The 13,204-nt window shown below is 72.0% G+C and carries 11 protein-coding genes; 4 read left to right on the top strand and 7 right to left on the bottom strand.

Translation table 11 applies throughout. The features are described 5' to 3' along the window. Nucleotides 1-443 precede the first annotated feature (443 nt). Nucleotides 444-851 carry an arsenate reductase ArsC gene (locus G4D86_RS31265; RefSeq protein ID WP_163997731.1) on the bottom strand — a complete coding sequence of 136 codons (408 nt, stop codon included), beginning with the start codon at nucleotides 849-851 and terminating at the stop codon, nucleotides 444-446. Nucleotides 852-1,145: 294 nt separating this feature from the next. On the opposite strand from G4D86_RS31265, the gene G4D86_RS31260 reads away from it, so the two are divergent. Beyond that, nucleotides 1,146-2,120 carry a TerC/Alx family metal homeostasis membrane protein gene (locus G4D86_RS31260; RefSeq protein WP_163997730.1) on the top strand — a complete coding sequence of 325 codons (975 nt, stop codon included), beginning with the start codon at nucleotides 1,146-1,148 and terminating at the stop codon, nucleotides 2,118-2,120. A gap of 23 nt (nucleotides 2,121-2,143) precedes the next feature. Here the strand turns inward: G4D86_RS31260 and G4D86_RS31255 are convergent, their stop codons facing one another. Beyond that, nucleotides 2,144-2,989: a hypothetical protein gene (locus G4D86_RS31255; protein ID WP_163997729.1), complete on the bottom strand. Its 846-nt coding sequence runs from the start codon at nucleotides 2,987-2,989 to the stop codon at nucleotides 2,144-2,146. 161 nt (nucleotides 2,990-3,150) lie between these two features. On the opposite strand from G4D86_RS31255, the gene G4D86_RS31250 reads away from it, so the two are divergent. After that, on the top strand, nucleotides 3,151-4,371 hold the full coding sequence (locus G4D86_RS31250) for an MFS transporter (protein WP_240360564.1): 1,221 nt from the start codon (nucleotides 3,151-3,153) through the stop codon (nucleotides 4,369-4,371). On the opposite strand, the gene G4D86_RS31245 is transcribed toward G4D86_RS31250, so the two are convergent. The 5 genes from G4D86_RS31245 to G4D86_RS31225 form a co-directional block, all read right to left on the bottom strand. Beyond that, a complete protein-coding gene (locus tag G4D86_RS31245) occupies nucleotides 4,368-6,644 on the bottom strand; it encodes a PAS domain-containing protein (protein ID WP_163997728.1) in 2,277 nt (758 codons plus the stop codon). The genes G4D86_RS31250 and G4D86_RS31245 overlap by 4 nt on opposite strands. Nucleotides 6,645-6,854: 210 nt before the next feature. Continuing rightward, nucleotides 6,855-7,346, bottom strand: a complete 492-nt coding sequence (locus tag G4D86_RS31240) for a thermonuclease family protein (protein ID WP_240360563.1) — start codon at nucleotides 7,344-7,346, stop codon at nucleotides 6,855-6,857. Then, nucleotides 7,334-9,199, bottom strand: coding sequence for a lamin tail domain-containing protein (locus G4D86_RS31235; RefSeq protein ID WP_163997727.1), 1,866 nt, complete (start codon nucleotides 9,197-9,199; stop codon nucleotides 7,334-7,336). The genes G4D86_RS31240 and G4D86_RS31235 overlap by 13 nt, the downstream gene beginning before the upstream one ends. A gap of 53 nt (nucleotides 9,200-9,252) precedes the next feature. Continuing rightward, nucleotides 9,253-11,346, bottom strand: coding sequence for a hypothetical protein (locus G4D86_RS31230; protein ID WP_240360562.1), 2,094 nt, complete (start codon nucleotides 11,344-11,346; stop codon nucleotides 9,253-9,255). Nucleotides 11,347-11,448: 102 nt separating this feature from the next. Continuing rightward, nucleotides 11,449-11,640 carry a hypothetical protein gene (locus G4D86_RS31225; protein ID WP_163997725.1) on the bottom strand — a complete coding sequence of 64 codons (192 nt, stop codon included), beginning with the start codon at nucleotides 11,638-11,640 and terminating at the stop codon, nucleotides 11,449-11,451. A gap of 199 nt (nucleotides 11,641-11,839) precedes the next feature. Between G4D86_RS31225 and G4D86_RS31220 the strand changes: the two genes are divergently transcribed. Further along, a complete protein-coding gene (locus G4D86_RS31220; RefSeq protein WP_163997724.1) occupies nucleotides 11,840-12,613 on the top strand; it encodes an alpha/beta hydrolase in 774 nt (257 codons plus the stop codon). A gap of 10 nt (nucleotides 12,614-12,623) precedes the next feature. Then, nucleotides 12,624-13,202, top strand: a complete 579-nt coding sequence (locus G4D86_RS31215) for a DUF2378 family protein (protein WP_163997723.1) — start codon at nucleotides 12,624-12,626, stop codon at nucleotides 13,200-13,202. Nucleotides 13,203-13,204 lie beyond the last annotated feature (2 nt).

Below are 13,204 nucleotides of genomic sequence, written 5' to 3'. Positions count from 1 at the left end.
CGACGACGTCCTCGACGGAGCGGTTCCGGGGAACGATGTCCTGGGAGGCGTGGGCCGGGGCGAGGTGGCTCCAGCGGACGACTCCCCTGGAGGCGTGGACTCCGACGACGACGCCAGGAACGGCGAGGAGGGCGAGGCCCCCGGCGACGACGCCAGTGACGGCGCGGAGGGCGGTGCCCCGAGGGACGTGGAATCAGGCGGAACGGACGTGCTCATGACGGCGCACCTCGGACTGGAGACGACTCCAGGATGCGCATGTCCCCGGCGAGAAAGACCGCCTGTGGGGTGAGCGGTCGCACCCGGACGCCGGACGGTCCGTCACCTCCCCTGGCCGGCGGGGCCGGCACGGCGCCTCAGCGGCGGGCTCCGGCCCTCAGCAGCTGTCGGCTCCGGTACGGTGGCGCGGCGGCCCGCACGCTTCCTCAGGCCAGCCGCGGCTTCAGCTACCCGGCGCGCATCCAGCCCTCGCGCTCCAGCAGGTCCGCCACGCGGGCGGCCACTTCGTCGCGGATGCGCTCCACCTGCGGCAGGGAGCGGCCCTTCGGGTCCTCCAGCGGCCAGTCCTCGCGCTTCAGCCCCGGCACGTTGGGGCACGCCTCGCCACAGCCCAGGGTGATGAGCCAGTGCGCGTCCTGCGCCAGCGCATCCGTCAGCAAGCGGGGCTTCGCGTCTGCCAGGTCGATGCCGATTTCGCGCATCGTCTCCAGCACTTCCGGGTGCAGCTGCTCCGCGGGCTGCGTTCCCGCGGACACGGCGCGCGCCTTGTCCGGGTCCGCCATCACATTGAAGAACGCCGCCGCCATCTGCGAGCGACCGGCGTTATGCACACAGGCGAAGATGACCTTGTTCATCTCACTACCCCCTCCACTTCCTGCACGTCTGCGCGCCCCTCCCCCGCACGCGATGACTGTTCATGCCGCCCCCCACGGGCGGCGTACCGCGTGAGGCTGGCACATCTGGAGGTCGGATGCTCGCGAAGAGAGCTTGCAAGCCCCCGTCTGCCCGCTTGTGTCTGTCTTTACGCAGTCCGTCATGGACGCCCGCTCGTCCCAGGGGCGGGGTGACGACGCCCCTACCGTTCCCCACCTGCGGGCCGGAGCGCCGGAGGCTGGCCGCCCGGGGAGATGCATAGGTTGGACGGAGCCATGCACCACATTCCCACATGGATATGGGCCGTCTTCTGGGCAGTGGTGCTCGCGCTCATCGTCGTGGACCTGATTGCCCACCGCGGGCGCCGCGGCGAGTCCCACCGGGCCGCCATCATCTGGAGCGGCGTGTGGATTTCCGCGGGGCTGCTCTTCAACGTCCTCGTCTGGCGCGTCTTCGGCGCGCGCGCGGCGCAGGAGTACCTGGCCGCGTACTTCATCGAGAAGAGCCTCAGCCTCGACAACGTCTTCGTCTTCCTCGTCATCTTCCGCAGCCTGGGCATTCCCCAGCGGGCCCAGCACAGCGTGCTCTTCCTGGGCATCTTCGGTGCGCTCGTCTTCCGCGCCCTCTTCATCTTCCTGGGCGCGGCGGCACTGGAGCGCTGGAGCTGGGTGGCCTACGTCTTCGGCGCCATCCTCCTCATCACCGCCTGGCGCGTGTTTCGCGAGGACCCGGCCCAGCAGCAGGAGAACAAGGCGGTGAGCTGGCTCGCGCACCGGCTGCCGGTGACGCAGGAGGTGCATGACAAGAAGTTCTTCGTCCGGCTCGCGGACGGCCGGCGCGTGGCCACGCCGCTGCTGCTGGCGCTGATGGGCCTGGAGCTGACGGACATCCTCTTCGCCGTGGACTCGGTGCCCGCCGCCTTCGCGGTGACGCAGGACACCTTCATCCTCTACAGCTCCAACGCCTTCGCCATCCTCGGGCTGCGCGCGCTGTACCTGCTCCTGTCCGGCACCGTGGGGCAGCTGCGCTACCTCCACTACGGGCTGGCCGGGGTGCTGGCCTTCGCGGGACTGAAGATGGTGCTGGAGCCGTGGCTCCACGTCACGCCGTTGTTGTCCGTGGGCATCATCGTCGTGCTCATCGGCGCGTCGGTGTGGGCCAGCCTGCGCGCCCGGCGGCGTGAGGCGCGAGGCCAGAAGCAGCCGCGGGAGCACCCCGGGCCCAGGCACTCCACCGAGGTGGAGGCCTGAACCGGGCGCGCCCGTGACGGGTGCTAGTCGTCTTCCTGCGCGCTCGCGCCCTCTGGCGCGTCCGTGGCGGAGCCACCCAGCAGGAAGCTGTCGAAGGCGGAGCTGGCCATCGCCTGCACCTGCTTGTCGTACGTCTTCAGCAGCGCCACGTTGGCGGCCGCCACCTTCCGGCCCTCCGCGGTCAGGTTGCCCAGGCCCGGGTTCGCCTCACCCTTCTCCATGGCCTCGATGGCGGTGCGCAGGTGGGTCTGCGCCTCCTCCGTCTGGGTGCGCTCCTCGTCGGAGAGCGAGTCACCCTCCAGCTTCTTGTCCAGCGCGGCCAGCTGCTTCTCCATCGCCTCGCGGCTCTGCTTCAGCGCCCCCTGGGCCTGCTCCATGCCGTCCGCCATCAGCGAGGTGTAGACGGTGGTGGTGATGGTCTGGAACTCGGCGGGCGACATGCCGTGCTTCTTCAAGCCCTCGAGGTAGGCGGCGCGCACGTCCACCGTCATGGTCATCATCATGTTCGCGGCGTCCACGGCCGCGCCGAAGTTGGCGTTCTTCTTGTCATCGCCGCCGTGCTCCTTCTCGAAGGCGTCGGCCTTCTGCTCCATCGCCTTGAACACCGGCAGCGCCCCCTCGCGCACGGCGAAGTAGGTCTCCAGCCGCTTCGCGTCGAGCGCGAGCACCTCGCCCTCCGGAGGCGCCTGGAAGGCGATGCTCTGGTTGAGCTTCGCCAGCTCCTCTTCCTGGGCCGCGAGCTTCTGTCCGGCCTCGATGCTGCCGCCGAACGTGTTCTTCGCCCACAGGCCGCCAGCCACCAGCAGGCCCACGCCTACCAGGATGATGAGACCGCACCCAACGCCCACGCCGATGAGGACCTTCTTCATGAACCCCTCCACGAGACATGCTTCGTGCCGCCCCCGTGCTAACCGGGCAGGCCCTCGGGGAGCAAGGGGCTCCCGCTCCCCGGCCCTCCTCCCATGGGCACGCTTGCCGGACCTGGGCGCAGAGGAGGCACTCGGGGCGCTTTCCAGCTAGGAGGGAAGCCATGTCCGAACACGCGGGAATGCTCGGGGAGGGCCGGGGTGCGCAGCGCGCGCTCTGGGCCGACGCGGGCTGGCGCCGGTGGGTGGCGGCGTCGTCCGTGGTGCGGCTCAGCGGGACGATGGCGGCCTTCGCCCTGCTGCTCGCGGGAGAGGCGGCCACCGGCTCGTACGCGTCCGGCGCGTGGATGGCGAGCGCCTACGCCCTGGGTGCCGCCGGGGCCGCGCCCTTCGGTGGCCGCGCCATGGACCGGCGCCGGCTGCCGGACGGAATGCTCGGGCCGCTGCTCGTCACCTCCGGGCTGTGCCTGGCACTGGCGGTGTGCAGCGTGCTGCGCGCGCCGCTGCCGCTCCTGCTGGGCCTGTCGCTGGCGCTGGGCGTGGTGCCCGCGGGCGTGTTCGGCGCGTACCGCGCGCTGATGCCCGCGCTGCTGCCGGCCCGCCTCCTGGAGCCCGCCTTCTCCATCGACGCGGTGCTGATTGAAGTGCAGTGGATGATGGGCCCACCGCTGGTGGGCGCGCTCGCGCTGGCGCACCCCGCCCTGGCCCTCGTCACGCTGGCGGTGTGCAACGCGGGTGGCGCGCTCCTCAACCGCCGCCTGTCCCACCGCGAGCCGCCCCCGTCCTCCGCCGCCCCCGGCGAGCGCGTGTCGCTGGCCCCCTTCCGCACCGGCCTTCCGGCACTCATCTACCTGGGCGTCGTGGCCAACGGGGTGAGCTGGGGCCTGGTGGACGCGGCGATTCCTCCGCGTCTGGAGCAACTGGGCGCACGCGCCGAGGCGTGGGGGCTGATGGCCGCGCTGCTGTCCGCCACCAGCGCGGTGGGCGGGCTGCTCGCGGCGCAGTCCCGCACGCCGGGCACCGACGCGGGGGCCCTGCGGCGCGGACTCTTCTTCCTCGCGCTGTGGGGCGCGATGCTGGTGCCCACGGGGCTGATGGGGAGCGCCTGGGGCATCGCCCTGTGGCTGGCGGCGGGCGGCTTCTTCCTCGCGCCGCAGTCCGCGCTCTACATCTCGCTCCTTCAGCGGAAGCTGCCCTCGGACCGGCACGCGGAGGGCTTCGCGCTATTCAACGCGGGCTGGGCGCTGGGCATCGGCGCGGGCAGCGCGGCGGCGGCGGTGCTGCTGGACACCGCGGGCTCACGGACGGCCATGCTGCTGTCCGGCGTGGCCCCCATCGCGGTGGCGCTGGTGGCCCGACTGTCTCGGCACGCGCGCGCCAGCTAGGCGCTCGCGTGGGGCATGTCCCGCGCGGCGACTTCCCGCCCGAGCAGGCGCGGCAGGCGCACCAGGAAGGTGGTGCCCTCGTGCGGGGTGGAGTGGACGCGGAGCCCGCCGCCGTGCGCGTCCACGATGTGCTTCACGATGAACAGGCCCAGCCCCAGGCCCCGGCTGTCGCGCGCGTCCTTGCGCTCGGCGCGCTTCATCGGCTCGAACAGGCGCGGGCGCAGCTCTGAAGGAATGGGCGGCCCCAGGTTGTGGACCGCCAACGCCACCGCCCGGCGCGTGCCGTGCGTGCGCACCCGCACCGGCCCCTGCTCCAGGCTGTGGTGGATGGCGTTGTTCACCAGGTTGGTGATGACCTGCGCCAGCCGGTCCGCGTCCCACAGGCCGCGGCCGTCGCCGCTGCACTCGATGACCAGCCGCCGCTCCGGGTTGGCGAGCTGCACCTCGTCCACCACCTGTCGTGTCAGCTCGTGCAGGTCGAGCGCGCGGGGCTGCATGGGGATGCCGCCGCCCAGGCGCGCCTGGGTGAAGTCCAGCACGTCGCGCAGCATGCGCGTGGCGCGCTCGGCGCTGGAGAGGATGCGGCCAATGACCTTGCGCTGCCGCTCGTCCAGGTCCTCCCGCCGCAGCAGCGTGGTAGTGGCCATGGTGATGGCGGAGATGGGGTTGCGCAAGTCATGGCTGACGATGCCGATGAGCAACTGCTCGAACTCCGCCCGGCGCTTCGCCTCCATTTCCGCGGCGCGCTGCTCGCTGACGTCCTGCATGGCGCCCACCATGCGCGCCGCGCGGCCCGCGGCGTCGCGAATCACCTGGCCCCGGTCCGAGATGACGGCCCACGTCCCATCCCCGCGCTGGAAGCGATACTCGTCCGCCCAGTGGCTCTCGCCATGGTCGATGACGGCCTGCATCTGCCGGCTCACCCGCGCGCGGTCCTCGGGGTGGATGCGCCGCGTCCACTCGTGGATGTCGAGCACGTGGTGGGACGGCAGGCGGAACTGCCGGGCGGCCAGCTCGCTCCACTCGATGTGGCCGGTGTCGAGCTCCCAGTCGTAGATGACGTCGCTGGTGGCGAGGGTGGCCAGGCGGTAGCGCATCTCCGACTGGCGGAGCACCTCCTGCGCGCGGTGCCGCTCGGTGATGTCGAGCGACACGCCCGCCACGCTCACCACCTCGCCGTCCGCCCCCAGCACGGGCGAGATGCGCGTCACGAACCAGGCGCCGCCCATCTCGATCTCCAGGGCGAAGCACTCGCCGGCCTGCGCGCGACGGGTGGCCTCGATGAGGTCCGGCCGGTCCGCGTACACCTCGAAGGTGGAGCGACCCACGAGCTGGCTGCCATCCACGCCGGCGGCCCGCAGCCCCTCGCCCTCGCAGAGGGTGATGATGCCCTTCGCATCCGAGGCCCAGACTATAATGGGCAGCTGGGTGATGATGCGACTCAGGTGCTCGCGGGCCTCGTCGCGCTCCCGCCCGGCGCGCCGCGCCTCGGTGACGTCCGTGGAGATGCCGCAGATGGCCGCCACGCCGCCCGCTTCGTCCGGCAGCGGGAACTTGACCGACTGGAAGATGTGAGGCCCGTCCGGCTGGAGCTGGTGCTCGTCGGTGACGAGGGTCCGGCGGCTGGCGAGCACCTGCCTGTCACTGAGCTCGCAGACCTTCGCCAGGTCGGGCGGCAACATCTCCTGGTCCGTGTGGCCCACCACGTCGCGGCGGCCCTTCCCGAGCGACTGCTCGAAGGTACGGTTGATGAAGAGATAGCGGCCCCGCGGGTCCTTGGCGTAGATGGCGGCCGGCGCGTGGTCGAGGATGCCGAGCAGCGTCGACTCGGTGGCCCGCAGCCCCCGCTCCTGCTCGCGGCCATACTGCACCATCGCGTCCGCGAGCCCCACGTCGAGCGCCTGGTTGAGCAGGCGCAGCCCGGCCAGCTCCGGCATCCAGCCCGCCTCCTCCAGCACCTCGAGGATGGCATCGCGCAAGAGGCCGTACTCGCGCACCAGCGTGCCCACGTCCACGCCCGCCAGGTAGCGCTCGCGGCCGAGCCGGCCACCAAAGGCCCGGGCCCTCTCCAGGTCGATCGACACGTGCGCTCCGCGCAACAGGTCCACCACTGCATCCACCAGTCCCGTCGGTGCGCGCACCCATGCCGCGCGGGGCGGCGCCCCCTCCCCGAGTAGCTCGCCCACCCGTGCCTCCCAGCGCCGGAGGATGTCCTGTCTCCGCGCCTCCAGCAGGTCCGGGAGGCGGCACGGCGGTGTGGCGCAGGGGTTCATGCAAGCGCCTCCCCTTCGGCAACCCCGAATGGGGACGCACCCACGGCCGCTCGCGAGGAGGTGGGCTTCCTGGATGGATGAGCGGGGGACATGGGCTCCCCCATTGGATACTTCCGCCAGTGCACGGGGGCTGCCCACCCTCGCATCGGGCCCGAGTGATGCCCCGCCCGGGAGGCGGCCACGGGTGCGCCCCTCGTGCCAGGCAGACGCTCACCGCTGACAGGGAACCGGCGAGCAGGCACCCCACACCCCTCGCCGCGCGCGCCGGGCCTCCGCCTCCAGCGACTCGAACTCCGCGCGCCGCGCGCGCCCCGCGGGTGGCACGTGCAGCACACAGGCATGGCCCCGCTCCACCAGGAGCGAGTTCACCTCGCGCCCGTCCACGGACACGTACGCGAGGAGCCGGCCGAAGCGGTCCGTGCACGCCTCGCCGTAGGCCAGCGTCACCCGCCGTCCCTCGACGAGGCCACGGTTGAAGGCGTGGGCCTCCGGGCCGAAGCAGTCCTTCGCGCCTCCAGTGCTCTCGGGAGTGTCGACGAGCAGGTAGCGGATGCGCTCGCCCCCCTCCAGGAGGAGCGTGTCCCCGTCGATGGCCTCCGCGACCTGGGCCGTGGTGGGGCCACAGGGAGAAGCCGGCTCCCCTCCACAGGAAAGGAGGACGGTGGCGAGCACAGCAAGCATCCACCCTCTCAGGGCGCGCATGGACGGTTCTCCACGCCCGGAGTCCCCCGGTCTCCGAGGCCATATCGTGCCCCGGCGGGCGCGGGACAGAAGCTGCCCGCCAGGTCGTTCCGGGTGGCATCACTCCGCGACGGGTCCACCTGCGAGGACACGCCCGGTACCGCCGCCGCGGTCCACGTCACCGCGTCCAGGAGCCGCCCGTCCATGGAGAGTCGGAGCAGGTGATTGCCCGCGCTGTTCGCCAGGTTGAACGAGAAAGTGCCGAGCACCGCGGGCAGTCCGCCGTTGACGGCCGCGTCCTCGCTGCGCGCCAGGACGGCACGGCCGCCAGCCTTGAGGGACAGACACAGCGTCGCGGTGAGCACCGTGCTGCTCCCGCTCTCGTTGGAGAGGGCCACGCCGTTGAGGTCCACGTCCCGCAAGGCGAGGACCTCGACCCACTCGCCTGTCGCATCCGCCACCGCGCTCGGGTCGGCCATGAGCTCGGTGAGGACCAGCGAGCCGGCGTCAGGGACTCTCGGTGCGCGCGCCTTCCCCGTCGAACGGTCGATGCACCCATTCGCGGGAGTCCCCGCGTCGACGGTGCCTGCATCCGGAGCCCCCGCATCGGGTCTGCCCCCATCCGGAACTCCCGCGTCGGACCTGCCTCCATCCGGTGCGCCCGCATCTGGCACACCTCCATACGAGCCTCCGCTGCTGCACACCCGATTCGCACGGCCGGGCGTCCCCAGGTTTCCGCGTGTCCCGTAGACCTCCGTGGCCCTGCACCACGCCTCCTGTGAGTCATTGCGCTTCGCGTCCGACAGCGGCGCGGACACCTGCGTGGCCACGCCCTCCTCGGCGAGTCCATACACGGCGGCATCGACGAGCACGTCTCCCGCCCGCACCATCACCACCCCGCCCGAGTTGCGCAGGTCCACGCCGAACGTGGCCACGGGTGGAGGCAGCCCACCGTTGAGCACCGCGTCCTCGCGACGTGCCAGCACCACCTGCGCGCCCGCCGCGAGCGACACGCACGCCCGTCCCTCCACCTTCGTCCCCGTCGAGTCCGAGCCCACCGTCAGCCCATTCAGGTCCACGGGCGCGGTGGCCAGCACCTCCACCCACTCGCCCAGCGTGTCGTCGCCTCGGGGATTGGCCATCACCTCGGTGATGACCAGTTCTCCCGGACGCGGCCACACCACGGGCCGCGCGACGGAAGCTCCCACCGGGACGCAGGACGCCACGACGCCCGCGTCCCCGGTCGCGGGGCTCGACGGTTCCGTGGAATCACACGGGGCATTCGCCGCTCCCGGGCTCCCCCGCCCCGGCGCGGCATCCTCCGCTCCGCTCCCGTCACACCATCGCTCCGGGTCATCATTGCCGGCCGAGTCGGGCACGAGCCGTCCGTCGTAGACGCGGGCCACGCCGCTCCTCGCGGGCGCGGTGAGCTGCACCTCGTCGACCACCCGCTCCCCACACCGCACGCCCAGCGTCCCGCCCGAGTTGCCCAGCGCTCCGAGCGCCTCGCCATACGCGTGGTCCACGTGCGCGGGCAGCGGTCCCTCGCGCACGTCTCCCAGCACGAGATAGCTCCCCGCGGCCATCGGCACGGAGCCGGTGAAGAGATAGGCCCGCTCCTGCGAGCCATCCACGCGGGCCGCGTAGAGCGTCAGCCCCTCGAGGTCCACGGTGGCACGCGTGGGGTTGTGCAGCTCGACGTACTCCTGGCCGGTGTCCGTCCCCACCGGGTCATTGAGGTACTCGGTGAAGACGAGGTCCCCGGGCAACAGCCCGGCGCACGCCGCGTCCATGCCCTCGCCCGGTGGTGTCCCTCCACAGGCCCATGCGCCGAGCAGCACCACCCCTCCAAGACTCCTTCCCCATCCCCTCATGTCGGCAACCCTCACGTTCGACGTCCTCCGTTTCACTGCACATCCGCGACGCGTCAGAACCGCGTCTCCAACTCCAGGTGGAAGAGGTGGCGCGGCGGGTCGGGCGGCACGCGGGCCACGCTCGCGTCCTTCAGGTCGAGCACCCACGCGTACCGGGCCCGGGCCGTCACCGCTCGGAAGGCAGCCCAGCTCGCGTCCACGGCGGTGCGCAATTCCTGCCGCAGCCGGCTGCGCTCGGAGAGGTCCTCGTCCTTCCACACCACGCGCCCGCCCAGCTTCAGGGACTCCGTGGGCGCGAGTCGCACGTCGAGGACGGCCTGTCCGTCATATCGGGGACCCCTGGCCTCGGGCTCTTCCACACGCGCGTAGCCATACTGCACCGCCACCGTCACGCCCTCGGCGACCTCGGACCGCACCCGCGCCGTGACGCCGTATCGGCCTCGTGAGCAGGAACCTGCCTCGTCCTGCACGGAGGAGTCCGCACTCGCGTCCCCGGAGCAGACACCGGTATCCGAGTCGCGCAGCTCCACCTGGAGCGACGGTTGGAATCGCGACCACGCGAGCCAGTCCGCCCGTGCGGAGGCGCGCAGGTGCATCGTGCCCGCCGTTCCCGGCGTCGCGCCGTCGGCCGGCAGCGTCCAGGCATCCACCTGCCCTCGCACCCTCCAGGCACCTTCCTCCCGCTGGAGGTAGCGCACGCGGGCGCCCACCTCGTTGCGCACGCGCAGGCCCTCCAGTGAATCCGGCCCGGACGGCGCGCCGCTGTAGGGGTTGGCGAAGTCGCGCCCGTAGTAGCGCAGCGCCACCTCCAGCTCGCGCCGCTCGCTGGAGAGCACGGTGCGCTGGAGTGCGGCGAAGCCACCGCCTCCCTCGGGAGCGGCATCGAAGCTGCGCGTGCCCTCGAAGAAGAGGTCCACCGCGCCACGGCCCCAGGCCGCATCCAACCCCACCGCACCGAAGCCACCGCCCGCCGGGAAACGGGCCCCCGGCTGGAAGTCGAGCCGGGCTCCCTCCAGCGACCAGACCGGCCGGGCGGCCCAGCCCGTCACCCCGACATGGGCACGCGGGGACAGGGACAGCGTCGCGTTGCCTCCGCCCGCCCACTCGTGGAAGACGCCCGGCAGGGTGCGCGCGGTGAGCTTCTCCACGTGGGAGCCCGACAGCGGCACCAGCACGTCCGGAGCCCGGCAGGTGCCTCGCGGGTCCATGCACCCCGAGCGGTCCAGCACCGCGCTCCGCTGGAGCGAGCGACGCTGGTACGAGCCGAAGCCGGTGAGCGACAGCTCCGCGCCCGCCCCCACCGGGCCACGCACGGTGCCCGCGAGCCCACGGAAGCCTTCATCCCAGGCGAAGTCGGGAGTGACGTCGGACAGGCGCTCCTCGGGCTCGCATCCGGTGCCACCCACCAGGCACTCCCGCTCCAGCGCGCCGGGTGGACGCACGCCATCGTCGGGGAGGAAGCCATCCGGCGAGGGCAACGACGTCGTGTCCAGCGTGAGGCGCTGTCCAAAGCCCAGCCGGTACGTGCCCGCGAGCACGGAGGCACGCGCTCCCGTCCATTGCGCGTAGAGCTTCGGCAGCAGCACCGCCGTACCGGGGGCCTCAACGACGAGGGCACGTCGGCCCTCATCTCTCCGAAGCACGCCCAGGCGACGACGCGCGAGGGAGAGCAGCACGCCCGCTCGCAGCCCCGCGAGCCCTCCCGCGCGAACCTGCAACGCGGCGGGTGGCGGCAACGAATCCGACGCGGCGAAGGCCATCAGCAGCCGCGCATCACCGACGAGGCGTCCGGGCTCACGCCTCACGAGGAACGACGCGAGCCTCCGCTCCTCTTCCTCCGTGAGCCCCCCGCTGGACACGGCACGCGAGCCACCCCCTCGCATCCGAGCCCGCAGCAGCGCATCCACCTCCGCGTACGTCAGCCCGGGCAGTCCATAGAGCGTGGCCCGCGTCGCGAGCCTCGGGTCCACGCCGGCCCGCCTCAGCGCCAGCAGCGCCGCGAGCGTCTCTCCGGAGATGGCCCCCTCTTCCGCCAGCGCGAGCAGGTCCAGCTCACCTACCGCCTCCGGCTCCACTTCATACGGCGCCGCCTGCACCGGAAGGCACAGCCAGCACCCCAGCAACCCCAGTGAGAGCACGCGACGCACGCCGCACACCCTCTGCACATCCGGGACCACTGTTCCCTACAGGAACCCCAATCCCTCACACCGTCCGCGCCACGGACGCGGCGTCCACGGCGGAGACACGCCTCACGCCCACGCGGCACGGGGGTCCACCCTCAGCAACTCCTCGGCGACGGACTCCGCCGCCTTAGCGCGGGCCTGTGCGGCGGCGTGACGGAGCCGCGCCTCCTCCGAGCCGTCCAGCCCGGCCAGGGCCTGGCGCAGGTCGGAGTCGGTGGTCAGCAGCAGCGCCGCGAGGTGCATCCGGTCCAGTTCCATCAGCGTCCAATCCAATAACAACCACCCTGGCATGGGGGCCCGACACCCGTTCGACCTGGGCCCTGTGCAGACCCGGGGCCAGCCTCCCAGGCCACCAGCCGAGCACCCGCAAATCCCTCACAACCCGTGGACCGGGGAGCGGCCCGAGCCGCCAGGGGGAAGGTGTCTCCCCATCCATGTATGCTGTCGCTCCGCACCAATGGGATACGTCCACATCGTCCGAGACTTCCCCTCCCCCCAGGAGGGCTTCGCCCGCACCGTCCGCGTCTACACACCCGACGCCTACGACGCGCTGCCGCACCACCGCTTCCCCGTGCTCTACATGCACGACGGGCAGAACGTCTTCGCCCACCCGGAGTCGGCCCGCTTCGAGACGTGGTGCGCCAACCTCGCGCTGGAGCAGGGCGTGGGCGAGGGCCGCCTGGAGCCGTGGATCATCGTCGCGGTGGACTCGGGCGCCGGGCGCCTCCAGGAGTACTCCCCCTGGGATGAGCCGCGCGGCCACGTGAAGGCTCGCGGCGAGGCCTACGGCCGCTTCCTGGTGGAGCACCTCAAGCCGCTGGTGGACCGCACCTACCGCACCCGCCCCGAGCCCGAGTGGACGGGCGCCATGGGCTCGTCGCTGGGCGGGCTCATCTCGCTGTACCTCGGCTGCCGCTACCCGGACGTCTTCGGCCGCATCGGCGCCCTGTCGCCCACCGTCATGTGGAGCGAGGGCCGCCTGTTCGAGGAGTGGTCCGCCCACCGCCGCAGCTGGACGCGCATCTACCTGGACGCCGGTGAGCGGGAGTTCATCCACACCGACGGCGTGCCCCTCAACTACGGCGAGGCCACGCGCGCCTTCTACGAGCACCTCCAGCGCGCGGGCTACGCGTCCCACGAGCTGTCCCTGGTGCTCGAGCCCGGCGGCGAGCACCACGAGCGCGACTGGCAGCGCCGCCTGCCGCAAGCCATGCAGTGGCTGCTGGGGTGAGGCGCCTGACTTGAAGCTCCGCAAGCCTGTCCCGCTGGAGCAGCGGCTCGTCTATGTGCAGGTGGTGGAGGGCCTGCTCCAGCATGGCCTCCAGGGCAAGGTGTCACCCCGGCTGAAGCAGCGGCTGCGGCAGGTGGGCGTGGACCTGGACCGTCCCCTGCTGCCCGCCTACCCCGTGCCGCTGTGGATGCACTGCCTCTCCGTCATCGTCGAGGAGACGTACCCGGGCATGCCCCGCGAAGAGGCCTTCCGCAGGCTGGCCGAGACGCACGTGCAGGGCTACGGGCGCACCGTCATCGGCCGCGCGGTGTACGGCGTCATGCGGCTGCTCGGCCCGCGCCGGCTGGTGCAGCGGCTGCCGCAGACGCTGCACGCCACGGACAACTACACGGAGGCGGAGCTCGTCGAGCGCGGCCCCACCACCTACGAGATGAAGATGAACTCCGTGCTGGACCAGCCCGGCTACGTCGAGTCCCTCTTCGAGTCCATGCTCCGCGTGGGCGGCGCCGAGTCACCCAAGGTGACGCGGATTCACGTGGACCCGGAGGCACCGAGCAGCACGTACCAGCTCACCTGGACGGAGCGCTGAAG

The organism is Pyxidicoccus caerfyrddinensis (genome assembly GCF_010894405.1).
In the GTDB taxonomy this organism is placed as follows: domain Bacteria; phylum Myxococcota; class Myxococcia; order Myxococcales; family Myxococcaceae; genus Myxococcus; species Myxococcus caerfyrddinensis.
This window is presented reverse-complemented; position numbering and strand designations above follow the sequence as displayed.